We start from the raw sequence: 17,634 nt of genomic DNA, 5'->3' as shown, positions 1-17,634 counted from the left end.
CTACGCGCCTTTCGGCGGCCGCGCCCCGAACAGTGCGGTGCCGATGCGCACCATCGTCGCCCCTTCGGCGATCGCGATGGCGTAGTCGTCGCTCATGCCCATCGACAGCGTGTCGACGGTCGGATATCCGGCGCGCAGCGCGTCGAACAGCGCGTGCGTTCGGCGGAAGGCGTCGCGGCGACGTTCCGGATCCGGATGCGGGGTCGGGATCGCCATCAGCCCACGCAGGCACAGTCGCGGCTCGGCGGCGATGGTCCGCGCGAGGGCGGGGACGTCGTCGGGCTGGCAGCCGTGCTTGCTGGCCTCGTCGTCGATGTTCACCTGGATCAGCACGTTCAGCGGCGGGCGATCGGCGGGGCGGTGGCGCGCCAGCGCCTCCACGAGCTTGGGGCGGTCGACCGTCTGGACCCAGTCGAACAGGGCCGCGGCGACCGGGGCCTTGTTCGACTGCAGGTGACCGATGAGGTGCCATTCCAGCCCGCGGCCGGCGAGTTTGGCGGCCTTGCCGGCCGCCTCCTGGACGTAGTTCTCGCCGAAGGCGCGCTGGCCGGCATCGGCCAGTTCCGCGACGGCGGTCGCATCCTGGGTCTTGCTGACTGCGAGCAGGCGCGGGCCTGGCCTGCCGGCGGAGGCGGCCGCGTTTTGAAGCTGGAGCGTAATGTCCTTCAGGGCGCGCGCGCGCACGTCTCAGTTCCTGACAAAAGTGCTGGAAATGGGGCAAGGGGGCAGGGCTATACTGCCGTCAGGGGAAATTCCGTACCACCGTTTCATTCCAGCTGTGCAGGGGAGCACGAATGGATATCGCCGAACTTCTGGCGTTCTCGGTCAAGAACAAAGCATCCGACCTGCACCTGTCCGCCGGCCTGCCGCCGATGATCCGCGTGGACGGCGACGTTCGCCGCATCAACATCCCGGCCTTGGACCACAAGCAGGTCCACGCGCTGGTGTACGACATCATGTCGGACAAGCAGCGCCGCGATTACGAGGAATTCCTCGAAGTCGACTTCTCGTTCGAGATTCCCGGCCTGGCGCGCTTCCGCGTCAACGCGTTCAACCAGAACCGCGGCGCCGGCGCGGTGTTCCGTACGATTCCGTCGGAAGTGCTCACGCTCGACGATCTGGGTTGCCCGCCGATCTTCCGCGAGCTGATCCAGCAGCCGCAGGGCCTGATCCTGGTGACCGGTCCGACCGGCTCGGGCAAGTCGACCACGCTCGCGGCGATGATCGACCACATCAACAAGAACGAATACGGCCACATCCTCTCCGTCGAGGATCCGATCGAATTCGTGCACACCTCGCAGAAGTGCCTGATCAACCAGCGCGAGGTGCACCGCGACACGCACGGCTTCAACGAGGCGCTGCGTTCGGCGCTGCGCGAAGACCCCGACTACATCCTCGTCGGCGAGTTGCGCGACCTGGAAACCATCCGCCTGGCGCTGACCGCCGCGGAAACCGGCCACCTGGTGTTCGGCACGCTGCACACCTCGTCGGCGGCCAAGACCGTGGACCGAATCATCGACGTGTTCCCCGCCGGCGAGAAGCCGATGGTGCGCTCGATGCTGTCCGAATCGCTGCGCGCGGTGATCTCGCAGTCGCTGCTGAAGAAGGTCGGCGGCGGTCGTACCGCGGCGTGGGAAATCATGGTCGGCATCCCGGCCATCCGTAACCTGATCCGCGAGGACAAGGTCGCGCAGATGTACTCGGCGATCCAGACCGGCCAGAACTACGGAATGATGACGCTCGACCAGCACCTGCAGGACCTCGTCAAGCGCGGCCTGATCCTGCGTCCGCAGGCGAAGGAATATGCGAAGGACAAGCGGTTGTTCGAGTAATTCCGGGATTGGGGAATCGGGATTCGGGATTCGTAAAACCGCGGAGCGGGATCGGGTCGGGACGCAGGGGCGGTCGCTCCAGCCAATCCCGCAGGCCAGATCGCCGGTCGCGGCCAAGGGGAAAAACGCATGAGCACCAACACCACCGGCACCACGCCCGCCACGAACGCCTCCGGCGCCATCGACTTCACCTCGTTCCTGAAGCTGATGGCGCACCAGAAGGCGTCGGACCTGTTCATCACCGCCGGCATGCCGCCGTCGATGAAGGTGCACGGCAAGATCGCGCCGATCACGCCCAACGCCCTGACGCCGCAGCAGTCGCGCGACATGGTGCTGAACGTGATGAATCCGCAGCAGCGCGAGGAATTCGAGAAGACGCACGAGTGCAACTTCGCCATCGGCGTCGCCGGCGTCGGCCGCTTCCGCGTGAGCTGTTTCTACCAGCGCAACCAGGTCGGCATGGTGCTTCGTCGCATCGAGACGAAGATCCCGACGGTGGAAGAACTGAACCTCCCGCCGGTGATCAAGACGCTGGCGATGACCAAGCGCGGCATCATCATCTTCGTCGGCGCGACGGGCACGGGTAAGTCCACCTCGCTCGCGGCGATGATCGGCTACCGCAACCTCAACTCGACCGGCCACATCATCACCATCGAGGACCCGATCGAATTCGTGCACAAGCACGAGGGCTGCATCATCACGCAGCGCGAAGTGGGCATCGACACCGACAGCTGGGAAGCGGCGCTGAAGAACACGCTGCGCCAGGCGCCGGACGTGATCATGATCGGCGAGGTGCGCACGCGCGAAGGCATGGACCACGCCATCGCCTTCGCCGAAACCGGCCACCTGGTGCTGTGCACGCTGCACGCCAACAACGCCAACCAGGCGATGGACCGCATCATCAACTTCTTCCCGGAAGACCGCCGCCAGCAGCTGCTGATGGACTTGTCCCTGAACCTGAAGGGCGTGGTCGCGCAGCAGCTGATCCCGACGCCGGACGGCAAGGGCCGCCGCGTGGCGATGGAAATCCTGCTGGGCACGCCGCTGGTGCAGGACTACATCCGCGATGGCGAGATCCACAAGCTCAAGGAAGTGATGAAGGAATCCGTGCAGCTGGGCATGAAGACCTTCGACCAGGCGCTGTTCGAGCTGTACCAGGCCGGCGAGATTTCCTACGAGGACGCGCTGCGCTACGCCGACTCGCAGAACGAAGTGCGCCTGCGCATCAAGCTCGCGCAGGGCGGCGACGCGAAGACGCTCGCGGCCGGGCTCGACGGCGTGGAGCTGGCACAGGTCCGCTGATCCCCGGTCCTTCGAGCTACGCAGAAGCCCCGCGGAAGCGGGGCTTTTCGTTTTCACTTGAGACGTTGCGGATCGCCGCGCCTACGTGGAGACGCGCGAGGACGCCTGCAGCCACTGCATCAGCTCCGCGATTTCCACCGGCTTGATGAAGTGGCGATCGAAGCCCGCCTCGAGCGCGCGCTTCACGTCGTCGGGCTGGCCGTAGCCGCTGATCGCGATCAGGTGCACCGCATCGCCGCCCGGCGCATGGCGCACGCGGCGCGCAACCTCGAAGCCGTCGATGTCGGGCAGGCCCAGGTCGAGCAGCACGATCTCCGGCCGCCACGCATGGATTAGATCCAGCGCGCCGGTGCCGTCGCGCGCGGTGCGCACCAGCGCGCCCTGGATCTCCAGCAGCACCGCCAGCGAGTCGGCGTAATCTTCGCGGTCGTCCACGACCAGGATGCGCCGCGCGACGAGCGAACCGGCGCGCGAAGGCTCATCCGCCGCGGTGTCGTCGACCGCGTCGCGCGAACGAAGCGGCAGCCGGACGATGAATTCCGACCCCTGTCCCGGCCCGTCGCTCTGCGCGCGCACCGTGCCGCCATGCAGCTCGACCAGCTGCTTGACGATGGTGAGGCCCACGCCCAGCCCGCCCTGCGAACGCGCGAGTCCGCGCTCGGCCTGCGCGAAAAGATCGAACACGCGCTCGGTGACTTCGCGCGACATGCCGATGCCGTTGTCGCTCACGCGCAGTTCGGCGTTGCCGTCCTCCACGCCGACGGCCACGCGGATGCGCCCGCCAGGATCGGTGTATTTGACGGCATTGCCGATGAGGTTGAGGGCGATCTGTTCCAGCCGGCCCGGGTCGCCGACGACGCGCACCGGCTCGCCCGTCGCGACCAATTCGAGTTCGTGCCCCTTGCTGCCGATCATCGGCTGCAGGCTGGCCAGCGCGTGGTGCGCGACCGACTGCAGGTCGCACGGCTCCTGCCGCAGCGTGATCAGCCCGCGCGTGATGCGCGAGACGTCGAGCAGGTCGTTGACCAGGTCCGTCAGCAGGGTGACCTGCCGGTCGATCAGCGCCGAGCAGCGTGAAGTCGAAACCGCATCGGGGCTGTTCAGCAGCAGGTAACTCGCGTTGCGGATCGCCGCGATCGGATTGCGCAGTTCGTGCGCGAGCATCGCGAGGAATTCGTCCTTGCGACGCGCGGCATCGCGCAGCGCGGCTTCGCTCTCGCGCAACGCGGCGGCGGTGCGCCGGCGCGCGGTGGCTTCGCTGTCGCGCGAGATGATGATCGCGGCGGTCTGCGTGAGACGCCCGACCAGCTCGATGTGGCGCGGCGTGGCCTCGCACGGGACCGGCCAGTACAGCGCGAACGTGCCGACGAACGTGCCGGCGGCGGTGTGGATCGGGAAACTCCAGCACGCGCGATAGCCGAAGCGTTCCGCCAGCCACCGCCACGGCTCCCAGCGCGGCTCCTCGCGCACGTCGGAGGTCAGCACCGGCGTGCCCGTCGAGGCCGCCAGCCCGCAGGCGAGGGATTCCGGGCCGATCAGGAAGCCGCTCACCTCCTTCGCGTACTCGTTGCCCATGCCGACGACGTGGTTGAGCCGCTTGCCCTCCGGATCGACGAGATAGAACGCCGCGCGCACGCCGTCGTCGAGCTCGTGCGTCGCCGTCCGCACGAGGATGCCCAGCGAGGTGGGCAGCGGTTCGCCGTCCATCGCGGCCTGCATCGCTTCCTTCTGCCCGGTCATCCAGGCTTCGCGCTCGCGCAGTTCGGCTTCGGTCTGGCTGCGTTCGAGCAGGTCGGCGGCCTGGCGCACGAGGATGTCGAACAGGCGGAACTGGTCCGCCGTGGGCCGGTACGGGCTGCGCCAGTGCGTGGACAGCATGCCGAGCAGGCGCCCGCCGCGCGTGACCAGCGGCGTGGCCTGCACGGCGACCAGGCCGACGCGGCGATACATCGCGAGATCCTCTTCGGACGTGGAAGGATCCGCGGTGACGTCGCTGCACATGAACCGCTCGCCGAGCCGCAGCGCAGACCCTGAACTGCAGGTGGAAGTGGAGCGCACGACGCCCCAGAACTGCTCGGCTTCGGCCGGGAAGCCGCGCGCCACCATCAGCCGAAGCTGCGGCCCGTGCGCGCCTGTTTCGAGCACCTGCAGGCTGCCGAAATCCGAACGCATGATCGCCATCGCCGCATCCACCAGCTTGCGGTAGATGACGCCGCCGTCTTCCTGGCTGATCAGCTCGGCGCTGATCTGGTGCAGCAGCACCGTATCGGCCAGCTGGGTGGCCGTCAGCGGCGCGGCGTCGGAAGGCGCCGGCGTGGCCGAAGGGGCGAGCTGCTGCCCGTAGGGTGTGGTCATCGCGTACGCCCTGGGGTTCGCGTGCCCTACGTTACACCCGCCCGCAGAGGCCGGTGTGAGCGCGCACGGCGCTCGCAGCAGACGCCGCGGGAATTGCGAGCCGGTATCGTCACGCCGCGCGAATGCTTCGTCGGCGCGGGCGCACCTGCCGCCGCGTGCGTTGACGCGACCCTTCACGCCGATGGCACAAGATGCGTGGATGCACGATCGACAGATTCCGACCGATGGCTGCCACCCATAGCCCGGGGCGGCCAGGCGACCCGGCACGGACGAACGACCTGCGGGTCCAGCTGGCGCTGGATGCCGCGGGCCTGGGAAGTTTCATCTGGTACCCGGCGGACGACCGCGGCGTGCCGGATGCGCGCCTGCTCGCGTTGTTCGGCCTGCCGCCCGGTTCGTCCCTCAGCCTGGCGCGCGCGTTGGCCTCGACGATCCATCCCGACGATCGCGAAACGTTTCGCGATGCCATGGATCGCGCGCTCGACCCGGACGGCACGGGCCTGCTGCAGGAAGACGTCCGCATCGTCCGCCCCGATGGCTCGCAGCGGTGGATCGCCGTCAGCGGGCAGACCTCGTTCGAAGGCGCGCCACCGCAGCCGACACGCATGGACGGCGTGGCGATGGACATCACCGATCGCAAGCAGGCCGAGGCCGTGCTGCGCGCGAACGCGCGGACGCAGCGTTTCCTGCTCGCGCTGGGCGACGCGCTGCGCCCGCTCGCCGATGCAGGCGCGATCATGCGCACGGCGATGGGGATGCTGGCCGAGCACCTGGACGTCAACCGCGGCTACTACGGCGAGGTCGAACACAACGGCACGTACTGCCGCGTGCGCGACAGCTTCAACCGGGGCGTGCAGAGCCTGGACGGCCGCTATCGGCTGGACGATTACAGCCCGTCGAAGATGGACCTGCTGCGCGCGGCGCGAAACCTCGTCATCACCGATGCCGAACACGATGCCGATATCGGGCAGGCCGAGCGCGACCGCTACCTCGCGCTGAGCATCCGCTCGCTGATCAACGTGCCGCTGGTGAAGAACGAGCACTTCATCGCCGTGCTCGGCGTCAGCGACGAGCGCGCCCGCGACTGGAGCGAGGAGGAGATCGAGGTCGTGCGCGAAACCGCCGAGCGCACGTGGGCCGCGGTGGAACGCGCGCGTGCCGAAGCCGCGCTTCGACAGAGCGAGAAGCGCTTCCAGCAGGTCGCGCGGAACCTCGATGCGGCGTTCTACGTCGTGGACATGTCGCAGGACCGCATGCACCACCTCAACGACGCGCATCGCCGCCTGTGGTCGATCGAACCGGCGCGGCGACGCGAAGCGTGGTTCCAGCGCGTGCATCCCGACGACGCGCAACGCGTGCGCGCGCTGCACGAGTCGTTCGCGCTGGGCAAGTCGTCGGCGTTCGACGCGCAGTACCGCATCGTGCTCGACGACGCCTGCGTGCGCTGGGTGCACGACCGCGCCGTGGTCGGCAGCCGCAACGAGGACGGTCGCGTGCGCACCGTCACCGGCATGATGCAGGACATCACGCAGCAGAAGCACGACGCGCGCCTGCTGCGGCAATCGGAAGAGAAATACCGCCACCTGTTCGACTCCATCGACCAGGGCTTCACGCTGATCGAGATGATCTTCGAGGGTGAGCGCGCGGTGGATTACCGCTTCGTCGAGATCAACCCGGCCTTCGAGCGGCAGACCGGCCTGGTCAATGCGCTCGGCCGCACCATGCGCGAATGCGCGTCCGACCACGAGCAGGCCTGGTTCGATACCTACGGCGAAGTCGCGCGCACCGGAAAGCCGCTGCGATTCGAGCGTCGCGCCGACGCGCTGGATCGCGATTTCGACGTGTACGCCTTCCGCGTCGGGCCGGCGGATGCGCCGAAGGTCGCGGTGCTGTTCGCCGACATCACCGATCGACGCCTGATGGAGGACGCGCTGCGCCAGGCCGATCGCCGCAAGGACGAATTCCTGGCGACGCTCGCGCACGAATTGCGCAATCCGCTCGCGCCCCTGCGCACCGGGCTGGAGCTGCTTCGCCGCTGGAACGTGCGCGAGGATGCCGGCGCGACGCTGGGCATGATGGAGCGGCAGGTTCGCCATCTGGTGCGCATGGTGGATGACCTGCTCGACATCAGCCGCATCAGCCGCGGCAAGGTGGAGCTGGATCGTCGTCGCGTCGATCTCGTGCACGAGGTGCGCGTCGCCGCCGAGGCGATGCAGCCGACCTACGAAGCGGAGAACCGCACGTTGTCGATCGACCTGACGCCCTCGCCGCTGATGGTCTGCGCCGATACGACGCGCGTGATGCAGGTGCTCGGAAACCTGCTCAGCAACGCGCTCAAGTTCACGCCCGAAGGCGGGCACATCCGCGTGTCGCTCGCGCGCGAGGGCGACGAAGCGGTGCTGTGCGTGCGCGACGACGGTATCGGCATCGCCGATGACGACCTCGAACAGATCTTCGCCAGCTTCATGCAGGTCGACACTTCGCTCGAACGCGGGCAGAACGGTCTCGGCCTCGGGCTCGCCGTCGCAAAGGAACTCGTGTCGATGCACGGCGGCCGCATCCAGGCGCGCAGCAAGGGCCTGGGCGAAGGCAGCGAATTCATGGTCCGCCTGCCGCTGGACGAAATCCCCGAAACGTTCGAGTTCGAACCGGTCGATGTGTCAGGCGCGCCGCTGGTGGTCGAGTGCCCGGACGCGCACGCATGGAGGCGCGTGCTGGTGGTCGACGACAACCGCGCCTCCGCCGACACCCTGGCACTGCTGCTGCGGTTGTCGGGCTTCGAAGTCGCCGTCGCTTACGAGGGGCAGCAGGCGGTTGATCGCGCGAGGGCATGGCGCCCGGATGCGGTGGTGATGGACATCGGCATGCCCGATCTCAACGGCTTCGAGGCCTGTCGTGCGATGCGCGACGACGCGTTAGGCCGGCCGTTCGTGGCGATCGCACTGACCGGCTGGGGCGGTGCGGACGCGAAGCAGGCCAGTCGCGACGCCGGCTTCGACCTGCACCTGGTGAAACCGGCCGAGCCGAGCGCGATCACCGAGCTGCTGGAAATGCGGCTGTCCGCGCTGGCGCGGCAGCCGTCCTGACGATCAGAGCTTGCGCCGCCACGCGGGATCCAGTGGCGGCTTGAGCTTCAGGATCTCCTTCTGCGCGGGGCAATCGTCGCGGTGCGCGCCGGGCAGGTAGCCCAGGCTCATCAGGAACTCGTTGGTGATCTCGCCGCCGGTGAAGCGGAAGGTCCTCTTGAACAGCTTGATCCAGCCGGCCTTGTCGCGGCGCTTGCCGGCATCGTCGAGCAGGTGCGCATCGAGCCATTGCGCGAAGCTGCCATGCGATGCGCGCAGCTCGCGGATCACCTTCGCGTTGTGGATCGCCGCATCCACTTTCAGGCGGTTGCGGATGATGCCCGCATCATTCAACAGGCGCTCGCGATCCTTGTCGCCGTACCTGGCGACCTTGTCCACGTCGAAGCCGCTGTACGCGCGATGGAATCCCTCGCGCTTGCGCAGCATGGTCTCCCAGCTCAGTCCGGCCTGGTTGATCTCGAGGATCAGGCGCTCGAACAGCACCGCTTCATCGCGCTGCGGGAATCCGTACTCGGTGTCGTGGTAAGGGCCGTGGAGCGGGTGGCCGGGGGCGGAGTCGCAGTAGCCGGACATTGGATTTCGCTGGTTTGGTGGTGTGGAGGCTGGGCGGTGCGTGGTGCTTGTCGCGTCACGTCACGAAGCGTCGCGTTCGCTTCGCGTGCCGCGTGCCGCGTGCCGCTTGTTGCTTCTTGCTGTTGCTCTTTGCTCGTCATTCCCGCGAAGGCGGGAATCCAGGGGCGTTCCACGCTTTCCCCATCAGCTTGGGCGGCTTTCGCCGTGATGATGGCGCATGGAGGCACGCATGCATCCGGCCATGCGAAGACTGCGATGCAGCACGAGCCGTGTCACTTCGCCGGAGTCGCGAACGCCTCCAACCCCAGCGTCTCCAGCCCCTGCTCGAAGCGGATGTCGATCGGGATCTTCGCGTCCTTCAGCCGCGCCAGGTCCGACGCGAGCTCGGGTTTGATCACGCCCATCGTCTCGGTCATCCGCTTGGCTTCGGCGTAATCGCCGTCGCCCTGCACGGTAAGCAGCTTCGCGCTGAGCGCGTTCATCGCCTCGCGCATCTTGTCGAAGTCGACGCGGTAGCGCCCGTCGGCGTCGCGCGTGAACGCGCCGCGCTCGGCGAAGAAGTTGAAGCGCACCATGTTCGCCTTGCCGTGCGCGTCGCTCGCGCCGAAACGCACCGAACGCAGGATGCCCGCGAGGAAGGTCACGTAGCCGTCCATCAGCTTGTTTTCGTCGAGTTCGCCCTGGCGGCTGAGTGCGTCGATCATGTACAGCCCGAGGATGTCGGCCTTGCCTTCCTCGAAGCTGGAGGAATATTCCTTCAGCGCCTCGTCGACCGTGCCCTTGCCGTCGAGCGTCTTCTTGATGCCCAGGCCATGCGCGACTTCATGGAACATCACGTCCTCGAAGAACGCATCGAACGTGACGTGCTTGAGCTGGTCCTTCGCGATCAGCTGGTTCGCGATCGGCACCAGGATCGCGTCGAACTTCGCGCGCATCACGTTCTCCAGCTGGAGCCGGCGCGTGCCCTTCTTCAGCTGCACTTCCTCGTCGTTGGGCAGATTGATCGCGATCGTCTTGCCGCCGACGTTCGCATTGCCGCCGTAATGGACGACCTGATACGCGTTGAGGTCGGCGTCGGAGCCGGGCATTTCCGCCTTGTATTTCGCGTCCACCGGCAGGCCCTTCTGCAGCGCCGGCAGGAAACTCGCGAACCGCGCGAGCTTCTGGCTCCACTCCACGTCCTTCACCAGCACCAGGCCTTCGTAGGCGGCCTTGTAGCCGAAGAGCTGGTCTTCGTAGGTCTCGATCGGGCCGATGACGACGTCGACCGGATTGGTCTTCATGTCCATCCACGCCATGTCGCTCGGGCGGAAATCGTCGCTCAGCAGCGCGTCGGCGCGCATGTTCAGGTAATTGCCGAACGACTTGTCGCTGCTGAGCTTCGCCGCCTCGCGCAGCAGCGTCGCGATGCGCTCGAGCTCGGGCTTGTAGGCCACGTGATAAGGCACCGTGACGAGCTTGCCGTTCTCGCGACGCAGCAGGGTGTAGTTGGACGTCTTGTCCGGCAGTTGCGCGGCTTCGAACTCGGCCTTGGTCATGTCGGCCGGATAGAACGGGCCGCCCGGCGGTCGCGGGCCGACGCCGTCGATGAAGGGCGTGTCTTCGTTCAGGCGATCCCACGGGCCGAAATTGATCTCCGCCAGTTCGCGCGTGGCCGCATCCGGCGCGCGCGCCAGCAGCGCGGCGCGATCGCCGTCCCAGGACTGCTTCCAGTACAGGTCGTTGGTGACCTCGCTGGCTTCCACCAGCAGCGCGATCATGCGGCGCGTGTTCTCGTCGAAGCGCGAGAGATCGGCCTTCAGCGGCACCACGGCGTAGTCGCCGGCGTGCGCGGCGGCGTAGGACGTTGCGGCGGGCGCTTGCGCGGGCGTGGACGCCGCGGGCGCGGCTTCGGGCGGGTTCGCACGCTGGCAGGCGGCGAGGGCGACGACGGCCAGGCAGGCCAGGACGAGCGGGCGCTGTGCGGAAGACATGACGGCGGCGTTGGGCACGGGGAAAGTCGCCATCGTACGCCGTGCCGCGATGCGGCACGCATCACGCCGGGCGGGCTAGAATGCGGCCATGTCCGTTACGCCCACGCCACTGGCCAACCAGCTGCTGATCGCGCTGCCCGCGCTGGCCGATTCGAACTTCGCGCGCAGCGTGGCGCTGATCTGCCAGCACGACGCCGACGGTGCCATGGGCATCGTCGTGAACCGCGCTTCCGAATACACGCTGGGTGAAGTGCTCGGCCAGATGGGCCTGGAAGGCGGCGACGAAACCATGCGCGCGCAGCCGGTGCTCGCCGGGGGGCCGGTGCATCCCGAGCGCGGCTTCGTGCTGCACGACGGCGGCATGCAGTGGGATTCGACGATGGCGATCACCGAACACCTGTTCCTTACGACCTCGCGCGACATCCTCGAAGCGATGGCGCGCGGCGAAGGCCCCGAGAACGCGATCGTCGCGCTGGGCTGCGCCGGCTGGGGTTCGGGCCAGCTGGAACACGAGCTGACCGAGAACGACTGGCTCACCGCACCGGCCGACGCCGAGCTGCTGTTCGAGCTGCCGCTGGATGCGCGCTGGCAGGCCGCCGCCGGTCGCATCGGCGTCGATTTCGCGCACCTGGCCGACTACGCCGGTCACGCCTGATGGCGGCCTCGCCCGACAAGCCCGGCATCCGTCGCGACGGCACCGTGCTGGGCTTCGACGTGGGCGCGCGCCGCATCGGCGTCGCCGTCGGCAGCGCGTTCGGACACGGCGCACGCGCGCTGGCCGTGATCGACGTGCACGGCCACGGCCCGGACTGGGCCTCGATCGACCGGCTGCGCAGCGAATGGCGGCCCGACGGCCTGATCGTCGGCGACCCGATGGCGCTGGACGGCGGCGACCAGCCGATCCGCCTGCGCGCGCACGCCTTCGCGCGCGAGCTCGCGCAGCGCTACAACCTGCCGGTGGTGCTGGTCGACGAGCGCATGAGTTCGATCGAAGCCGCGCAGCGGTTCGCATCCGATCGTGCCGAAGGCCGCAAGCGTCGCCGCGACGCCGAAGCGCTCGACGCCGTCGCCGCCGCGGTCATCATCGAACGCTGGCTCGCGTCGCCCGACGACGCGCTCGACCTTTCCGATCTTCCCGATTCCACGAAATCGAACCGGCCGACGCCGCCTCCGACCGCATGAACAACACGCACCTTCCGCGCCATCTGCTCACGCTCGATGGCCTGCCTTTCGACGCGCTCGATGCACTGCTCACGCGCGCGCAGGCCTTCGCCGACGGCCATTACGACCGTCGCGCGCTCGACGGCATCGCGGTGTGCACGCTGTTCTTCGAACCGTCCACGCGCACGCGCATGAGCTTCACGCTCGCCGCGCAGCGCCTGGGCGCGGACGTGCTGAACTTCGACGCGTCCACCTCGTCCACGCGCAAGGGCGAAACCGCGCTGGACACCCTGAAGAACCTCGAAGCGATGGGCGTGCGCGGCTTCGTCATCCGCCATCACGAAGATGGCGCGGTGGCCGCGCTCTCGCAGCACGTCGAACTCGGCACGGCACTGGTCAATGCCGGCGACGGCCGCAGTGCGCATCCGACGCAGGGCCTGCTCGACATGCTCACGCTGCGGCAGGCAAAGGGGCACGACTTCTCGAAGCTGAAGGTTGCGATCGTCGGCGACGTGAAGCATTCGCGCGTCGCGCGCTCGGACCTGCAGGCGCTGCGCACGCTCGGCACCGGCGAGATCCGCGTGTGCGGCCCGGCATCGCTGCTGCCGAACGATGGCACGCTCGACGGTTGCGTCGTCTCGCACGATCTCGATGCCGCACTGGACGGCGTGGACGCGGCGATGATGCTGCGCCTGCAACGCGAACGCATGGAAGAAGGTCTGGTCGCCTCGCTCGACGACTACCACCGCGAATTCGGTCTCACCGCGCAACGCCTCACGCGCGCCGCGCCCGATGCGGTGGTGATGCATCCGGGCCCGATCAACCGCGGCGTGGAAATCACCGACGAAGTGGCCGACGGTCCGCAGTCGCTGATCCTGCGCCAGGTGAGCAACGGCGTCGCCGTGCGCATGGCGGTGCTGGAGGCGTTGCTGCGCGGGTGACACCCGTCATCCCCGCGAAAGCGGGAGCCAGGCCGGGTGCGTCGGGGCACTCGCCTAGCGGCGAATCGCTGTTTGGTCATTCCGGCGAAAGCTGGAATCCATGTTGATCTTCGCTGCTAATCCGCGGCCTCCAGTTCACGCATGAATTGCGGGTGCGTGCGACAGCACGCCAGCCCTCACCCCAACCCCTCTCCCGCAGGCGGGAGAGGGGCTCCAGAATCGAACTGCTCTACGGTGAGCGGGCGGGGCTCGGTAATCAGAACAACCCGCCCTTACGCTGCTGCGCGAACGCCCAGGTCCACAGTTCGGGGGTGGCATACGCGGCGTCCCAGCTGTTGTGGCCGAGCTCGGCGAACTCGGTGTAGCGCACGTTGCCGCCCACGTTGCGCAGCGCTTCGACGAAGTGGCGCGACTGGTCCGGGGTCACGACGTCGTCTTTCCCGCCGTGGAAGGCCCACACCGGCAGCTTCTGCAGTTTCTGTGCGGCCGCGAGGAAGGGATCGGGCGCCAGCGCCACGCCCTCGACCTGCAGGTGTTCCTTCAGCGCGGGTGGCTGGGTGATGCCGCCGCAGACCGGCACCAGCGCGGCGAAGCGGCGCGGTTCCATGATCGCCAGTTCCAGTACGCCGTAGCCGCCGCGCGACATGCCGGTGAGCACGATGCGGTCCTCGTCGCCGTCGAATTCGTCGATCGCGGCATCCAGCGCAGCCAGCGCGACGCGCGCCTGCGTGCCGGTCCAGGACGTGCCGTCCGGCGACTGCGGGAAGACGACGATGGCCGGGAACGTCTTCGCGTGTTCGCGCACGAACGGGCCGAGGCCGACGTCGACCTGGCGCTGGTTGTCGGTGCCGCGCTCGCCGGAGCCGTGCAGGAACAGCACGGTCGCCGGATGCTTCCCGCCGGCCTGTCGCGACGGCACGAAGACCTGGTAGCGATGGCTGCCGCCGTCGACCACGACGCTGCGTTCGACGAACCGGCCCGGCGGCACCTCGCGCGGTGTGGTCGCGCAGGCGGCGAGTGCGAGCGCCAGGGCGACGACGGCGAGGCGGGTCAGAAGGGAAAACGCGGAACGCGGAAACGAAGGCATGGACGGACTCCTGGCATCGGCCCGCATGATTGGCGCAGCCGCGGCGCATCGCAATGGCGTGCGTCGCAGATCGCGACGCGGGGCCGCATCGGGCGCCTCAGCGCAGCAGGATGATCGTCGCCAGCCCGAGGAAGGTGAAAAAGCCCATGACGTCGGTCACCGTCGTCAGGAAGATGCCGGACGCGAGCGCCGGGTCGTAACCGAAGCGCCGGATCGTCACCGGCACCAGCACGCCGGCCACCGCCGCGAACAGCAGGTTCGCCGTCAGCGCGGTCGCGATCACGATCGACAAGCCGACGCTGTGGAACCACAGCAGCACGATCAGGCCCAGCAGGGTGCCGAGCACCAGGCCATTGAGCAGCGCGACGCGTGCTTCCTTCCACAGGAGCGTGCGCACGTTCGCCGCGCCGACCTGGCCCAACGCGAGGCCTCGCACCATCAGCGCCAGCACCTGCGTACCGGCGTTGCCGCCCATGCCCGCGACGATGGGCATCAGCACGGCCAGCGCGACCAGCTTGTCGATCGTGTCGGCGAATTCGCCGACGACACTCGCCGCGAGGAAGGCGGTGGCGAGGTTGATCGAGAGCCAGATCAGCCGTCGACGCATCGCGCGCCAGACCGGGCTGAACAGGTCCTCGTCCTCGTCCAGGCCGGCGGCGCTCAACGCCTGGTGCTCGGCCTGGTTGCGGATGATGTCGACGACGTCGTCGATGGTGATGCGGCCGAGCAGGATGTTGTTGTCGTCCACCACCGGCGCGCTTAGCCAGTCGTGGTCGGAGAACTTGCGCGCGACCTCGTTGGCCGATTCCTCGACGTCGATTGCCGGCTGTTCGTCGTCGATCAGCTTGTTGATCGGCGTGCCGGGCTCGTGCGTCAGCAGCGCCGCCAGCGCGATGCGCCCCAGGTACTGGTGGCGCCGGCTGACCACGTACAGGTGGTCGGTGTGCTCGGGCAGTTCGCCGCGCAGGCGCAGGTAACGCAGCACCACGTCGATGGTGGTGTCGGTGCGCACCGTCACCACGTCGGGGTTCATCAGTCGGCCGGCGGTGTCCTCCGGGTACGACAGCACCTGTTCGAGCCGCTCGCGGTTCTCGCGGTCCATCGACTTGAGGACTTCGTCGATGACGGTATCGGGCAGGTCCTCGACGAGGTCGGCGAGGTCGTCGATGTCGAGGTCTTCGACCGCGGCGATGATCTCGTCCGGGTCCATCTCGGCCAGCAGGCCTTCGCGCACGTCGTCGCCGACGTGCACCAGCACCTCGCCGTCGTCTTCCGCATCGACCAGCCCCCACACCACCGTGCGCTTGCCCGGCGGGAGCGATTCGAGGAGGTTGCCGATCTCGGCAGGGGAGAGCGTGTTGACCAGCCGGCGCACGGGGCCAAGGCGGCCGCTGTCCAGTGCATCGGAAAGCAGGCGCAGTTGGCGCGCGGTCTTGTCGTGGCGGACGGCTTCGGCCATGCGGGGCTTCCCGGGCTTCGTGAGAAGCGTGGTCGCGTCGGGCCGCTCGGGCACGACAGGGTCAGGTGTTCATCGCGACATTATCGCCCCGAACGCCGGGGATGCCCACCCCTTCGCGCGCATCGCCGATGCGGCATCACGCCACGACCGGCGCGTTCTCCGCGATCCATTCCTCGATGCCGGCGCGGTCGCGCGCGCGCAGCAGGGCAGGGGCGCGCGACTGCAGTTGCGCGAGGTCGCAATGGCGGATCGTGCGGCGCAGTTCCAGCAGCGTGGCCGGGTGCAGGCTGAATTCCATCAGCCCCAGCGCCAGCAGCATCGGTGCGAAGTGCGAATCGCCGGCCATCTCGCCGCACACGGCCACCGGCTTGTCGCGCTTCCGGGCCAGCTGGATGACGTCGCGCACCAGGCGGATCACCGCAGGATGCAGCGGCGTATAGAGGCTCGTCAGCGCCTCGTTGTTGCGGTCGGCCGCGAGCAGGTACTGCACCAGGTCGTTGGTGCCGATCGACAGGAAGTCCACGCTGCCGATGAACGCCGGCAGCGCGATCGCGGCCGCCGGCACCTCGATCATCGCGCCGAGCGGGATGTTGTCGGCGATCGCGTGGCCCTGTTCGCGAAGTTCCAGCGTGACGCGCTTGAGCGTGGCGCGCACCTGGCGCACTTCCTCGCGCGTGGAGATCATCGGCAGCAGGATCCGCAATGGACCGTAGCCGGACGCACGTACCAGTGCGCGCAGCTGCGCTTCCAGCAGCCCCGCGCGCGCGAGCGACAGGCGCACGCCGCGCAGCCCGAGTGCGGGATTGGGTTCATCGCGAAGCGCCAGCCCGGTGCGGTCCGCCTTGTCGGCGCCGAGGTCGAGCGTGCGGATCGTCACGGCGCGACCGGTCATGCCGAGCACGACGTCGCGATAGACGCGGAACTGCTCTTCCTCGTCCGGCAGTTCGTTGCGCTGCAGGAACAGGAATTCGGTGCGGTACAGGCCCACGCCGGCCGCGCCGAGCGCATGCGCTTCGGCGACGTCGTCGCGCGATTCGGCATTGGCGTAGAGCTTGATGTCCACGCCGTCGATCGTGCGCGTGGGTTCGCGGCGCAGGCGATGCAATTGCTTGCGTTCGCGCGCCAGCTCGCGGACGCGGCCGCGATGCGCGCGCAGGTCGTTCGCGTCGGGCTCGAGGATGACGTTGCCGGTGGCACCATCCACCGCGAGCACGTCGCCGTCGTTGATCCGCTGCAGCGCGCCTTCGGCACCGACGACCAGTGGCAGGTGCAGGCTGCGGGCGAGGATCGCGCTGTGCGACAGGATGCTGCCGGTGGTGGTGACGATCGCCATCACCCCCTGCGCCTGCAGTTGCGCGATTTCCGCCGGCGCGACGTTGTCGGTCACCAGGATCTCGCCCGCGACGCCGGGCATGCCCGCATCGTGGCGGTGCAGCGCGGCGTGGATGCGGCCGATTACCTGGTCGATGTCGTCCACGCGGCTGCGGAAATAGGCGTCGTCCATGGTCTGGAAGACCGAGGCGATGCGGTCGCGTTGCAGGCGCAGCGCGTAGTCGGCCGAATAGCGACCGGTGCGGATCAGTTCGTCCAATCCCTGCAGCAGTTCGGGATCGTCCAGCAGCAGGCTGTGCAGGTCGAGGAATTCGCCGACTTCGTGGGCGAGCGCGCCGTGGAGGCGTTCGCGCAGGGCGAACATTTCTTCGCGCACGGTCGCGATGGCCGCGTGCAGGCGGACGATCTCGCCCTCCACGCGCTTGGCGGGGATGTGTTCCTCGACGACTTCCAGTACGTGCGGCAGGCGGACGCGTGCGCGGCCGAGCGCGCTTCCGCGCGAGGCCCCGTGACCGACGAACGTCTGCCTCATC

The 17,634-nt window shown here is 68.2% G+C and carries 13 protein-coding genes; 6 read left to right on the top strand and 7 right to left on the bottom strand.

Annotation, left to right across the window (positions count from 1 at the left end; all coding sequences use genetic code 11):
• Positions 1-684: a YggS family pyridoxal phosphate-dependent enzyme gene (locus DX912_RS11080; RefSeq protein ID WP_233433564.1), complete on the bottom strand. Its 684-nt coding sequence runs from the start codon at positions 682-684 to the stop codon at positions 1-3.
• Positions 685-794: 110 nt separating this feature from the next.
• Between DX912_RS11080 and DX912_RS11075 the strand changes: the two genes are divergently transcribed.
• Together DX912_RS11075 and DX912_RS11070 are read left to right on the top strand one after the other, a co-directional pair.
• Positions 795-1,832 (top strand): type IV pilus twitching motility protein PilT, encoded by a 1,038-nt coding sequence (locus DX912_RS11075; protein WP_115842568.1) that lies wholly within the window; start codon positions 795-797, stop codon positions 1,830-1,832.
• Positions 1,833-1,961: 129 nt separating this feature from the next.
• A complete protein-coding gene (locus tag DX912_RS11070; protein ID WP_115842567.1) occupies positions 1,962-3,134 on the top strand; it encodes a PilT/PilU family type 4a pilus ATPase in 1,173 nt (390 codons plus the stop codon).
• An 81-nt stretch (positions 3,135-3,215) separates the two neighbouring features.
• On the opposite strand, the gene DX912_RS11065 is transcribed toward DX912_RS11070, so the two are convergent.
• Positions 3,216-5,489 carry an ATP-binding protein gene (locus DX912_RS11065; protein ID WP_115842566.1) on the bottom strand — a complete coding sequence of 758 codons (2,274 nt, stop codon included), beginning with the start codon at positions 5,487-5,489 and terminating at the stop codon, positions 3,216-3,218.
• A gap of 224 nt (positions 5,490-5,713) precedes the next feature.
• Between DX912_RS11065 and DX912_RS11060 the strand changes: the two genes are divergently transcribed.
• Positions 5,714-8,575 (top strand): ATP-binding protein, encoded by a 2,862-nt coding sequence (locus DX912_RS11060; RefSeq protein ID WP_181902803.1) that lies wholly within the window; start codon positions 5,714-5,716, stop codon positions 8,573-8,575.
• 3 nt (positions 8,576-8,578) lie between these two features.
• Here the strand turns inward: DX912_RS11060 and DX912_RS11055 are convergent, their stop codons facing one another.
• A complete protein-coding gene (locus DX912_RS11055; protein ID WP_115842564.1) occupies positions 8,579-9,148 on the bottom strand; it encodes a DNA-3-methyladenine glycosylase I in 570 nt (189 codons plus the stop codon).
• A 272-nt stretch (positions 9,149-9,420) separates the two neighbouring features.
• Positions 9,421-11,121 (bottom strand): dipeptidyl-peptidase 3 family protein, encoded by a 1,701-nt coding sequence (locus DX912_RS11050; RefSeq protein WP_115842611.1) that lies wholly within the window; start codon positions 11,119-11,121, stop codon positions 9,421-9,423.
• Between the two features lie 88 nt (positions 11,122-11,209).
• Between DX912_RS11050 and DX912_RS11045 the strand changes: the two genes are divergently transcribed.
• From DX912_RS11045 to DX912_RS11035, 3 genes are read left to right on the top strand one after another with little or no spacing between them, the layout of a single operon-like run.
• On the top strand, positions 11,210-11,776 hold the full coding sequence (locus tag DX912_RS11045) for a YqgE/AlgH family protein (RefSeq protein ID WP_115842563.1): 567 nt from the start codon (positions 11,210-11,212) through the stop codon (positions 11,774-11,776).
• A complete protein-coding gene (gene ruvX / locus DX912_RS11040; protein WP_115842562.1) occupies positions 11,776-12,303 on the top strand; it encodes a Holliday junction resolvase RuvX in 528 nt (175 codons plus the stop codon). Before DX912_RS11045 ends, ruvX begins: the two co-directional genes overlap by 1 nt.
• Positions 12,300-13,223: an aspartate carbamoyltransferase catalytic subunit gene (locus DX912_RS11035; RefSeq protein ID WP_115842561.1), complete on the top strand. Its 924-nt coding sequence runs from the start codon at positions 12,300-12,302 to the stop codon at positions 13,221-13,223. Before ruvX ends, DX912_RS11035 begins: the two co-directional genes overlap by 4 nt.
• A gap of 256 nt (positions 13,224-13,479) precedes the next feature.
• On the opposite strand, the gene DX912_RS11030 is transcribed toward DX912_RS11035, so the two are convergent.
• The 3 genes from DX912_RS11030 to ptsP form a co-directional block, all read right to left on the bottom strand.
• Entirely contained in the window at positions 13,480-14,310 is an 831-nt protein-coding gene (locus tag DX912_RS11030; protein ID WP_115842560.1) for a carboxylesterase family protein, read from the bottom strand.
• A gap of 97 nt (positions 14,311-14,407) precedes the next feature.
• Positions 14,408-15,769, bottom strand: a complete 1,362-nt coding sequence (gene mgtE / locus DX912_RS11025) for a magnesium transporter (RefSeq protein WP_115842559.1) — start codon at positions 15,767-15,769, stop codon at positions 14,408-14,410.
• A gap of 136 nt (positions 15,770-15,905) precedes the next feature.
• Complete coding sequence (gene ptsP, locus DX912_RS11020) at positions 15,906-17,633, bottom strand: phosphoenolpyruvate--protein phosphotransferase (RefSeq protein WP_115842558.1); 1,728 nt, start codon at positions 17,631-17,633, stop codon at positions 15,906-15,908.
• Between the last annotated feature and the right edge of the window lies 1 nt (position 17,634).

The organism is Lysobacter soli, assembly GCF_003382285.1.
In the GTDB taxonomy this organism is placed as follows: Bacteria; Pseudomonadota; Gammaproteobacteria; order Xanthomonadales; family Xanthomonadaceae; genus Lysobacter_J; species Lysobacter_J soli.
Note: the sequence above shows the minus strand (reverse complement) of the source record. Positions and strands in the feature narration are given on the sequence as shown.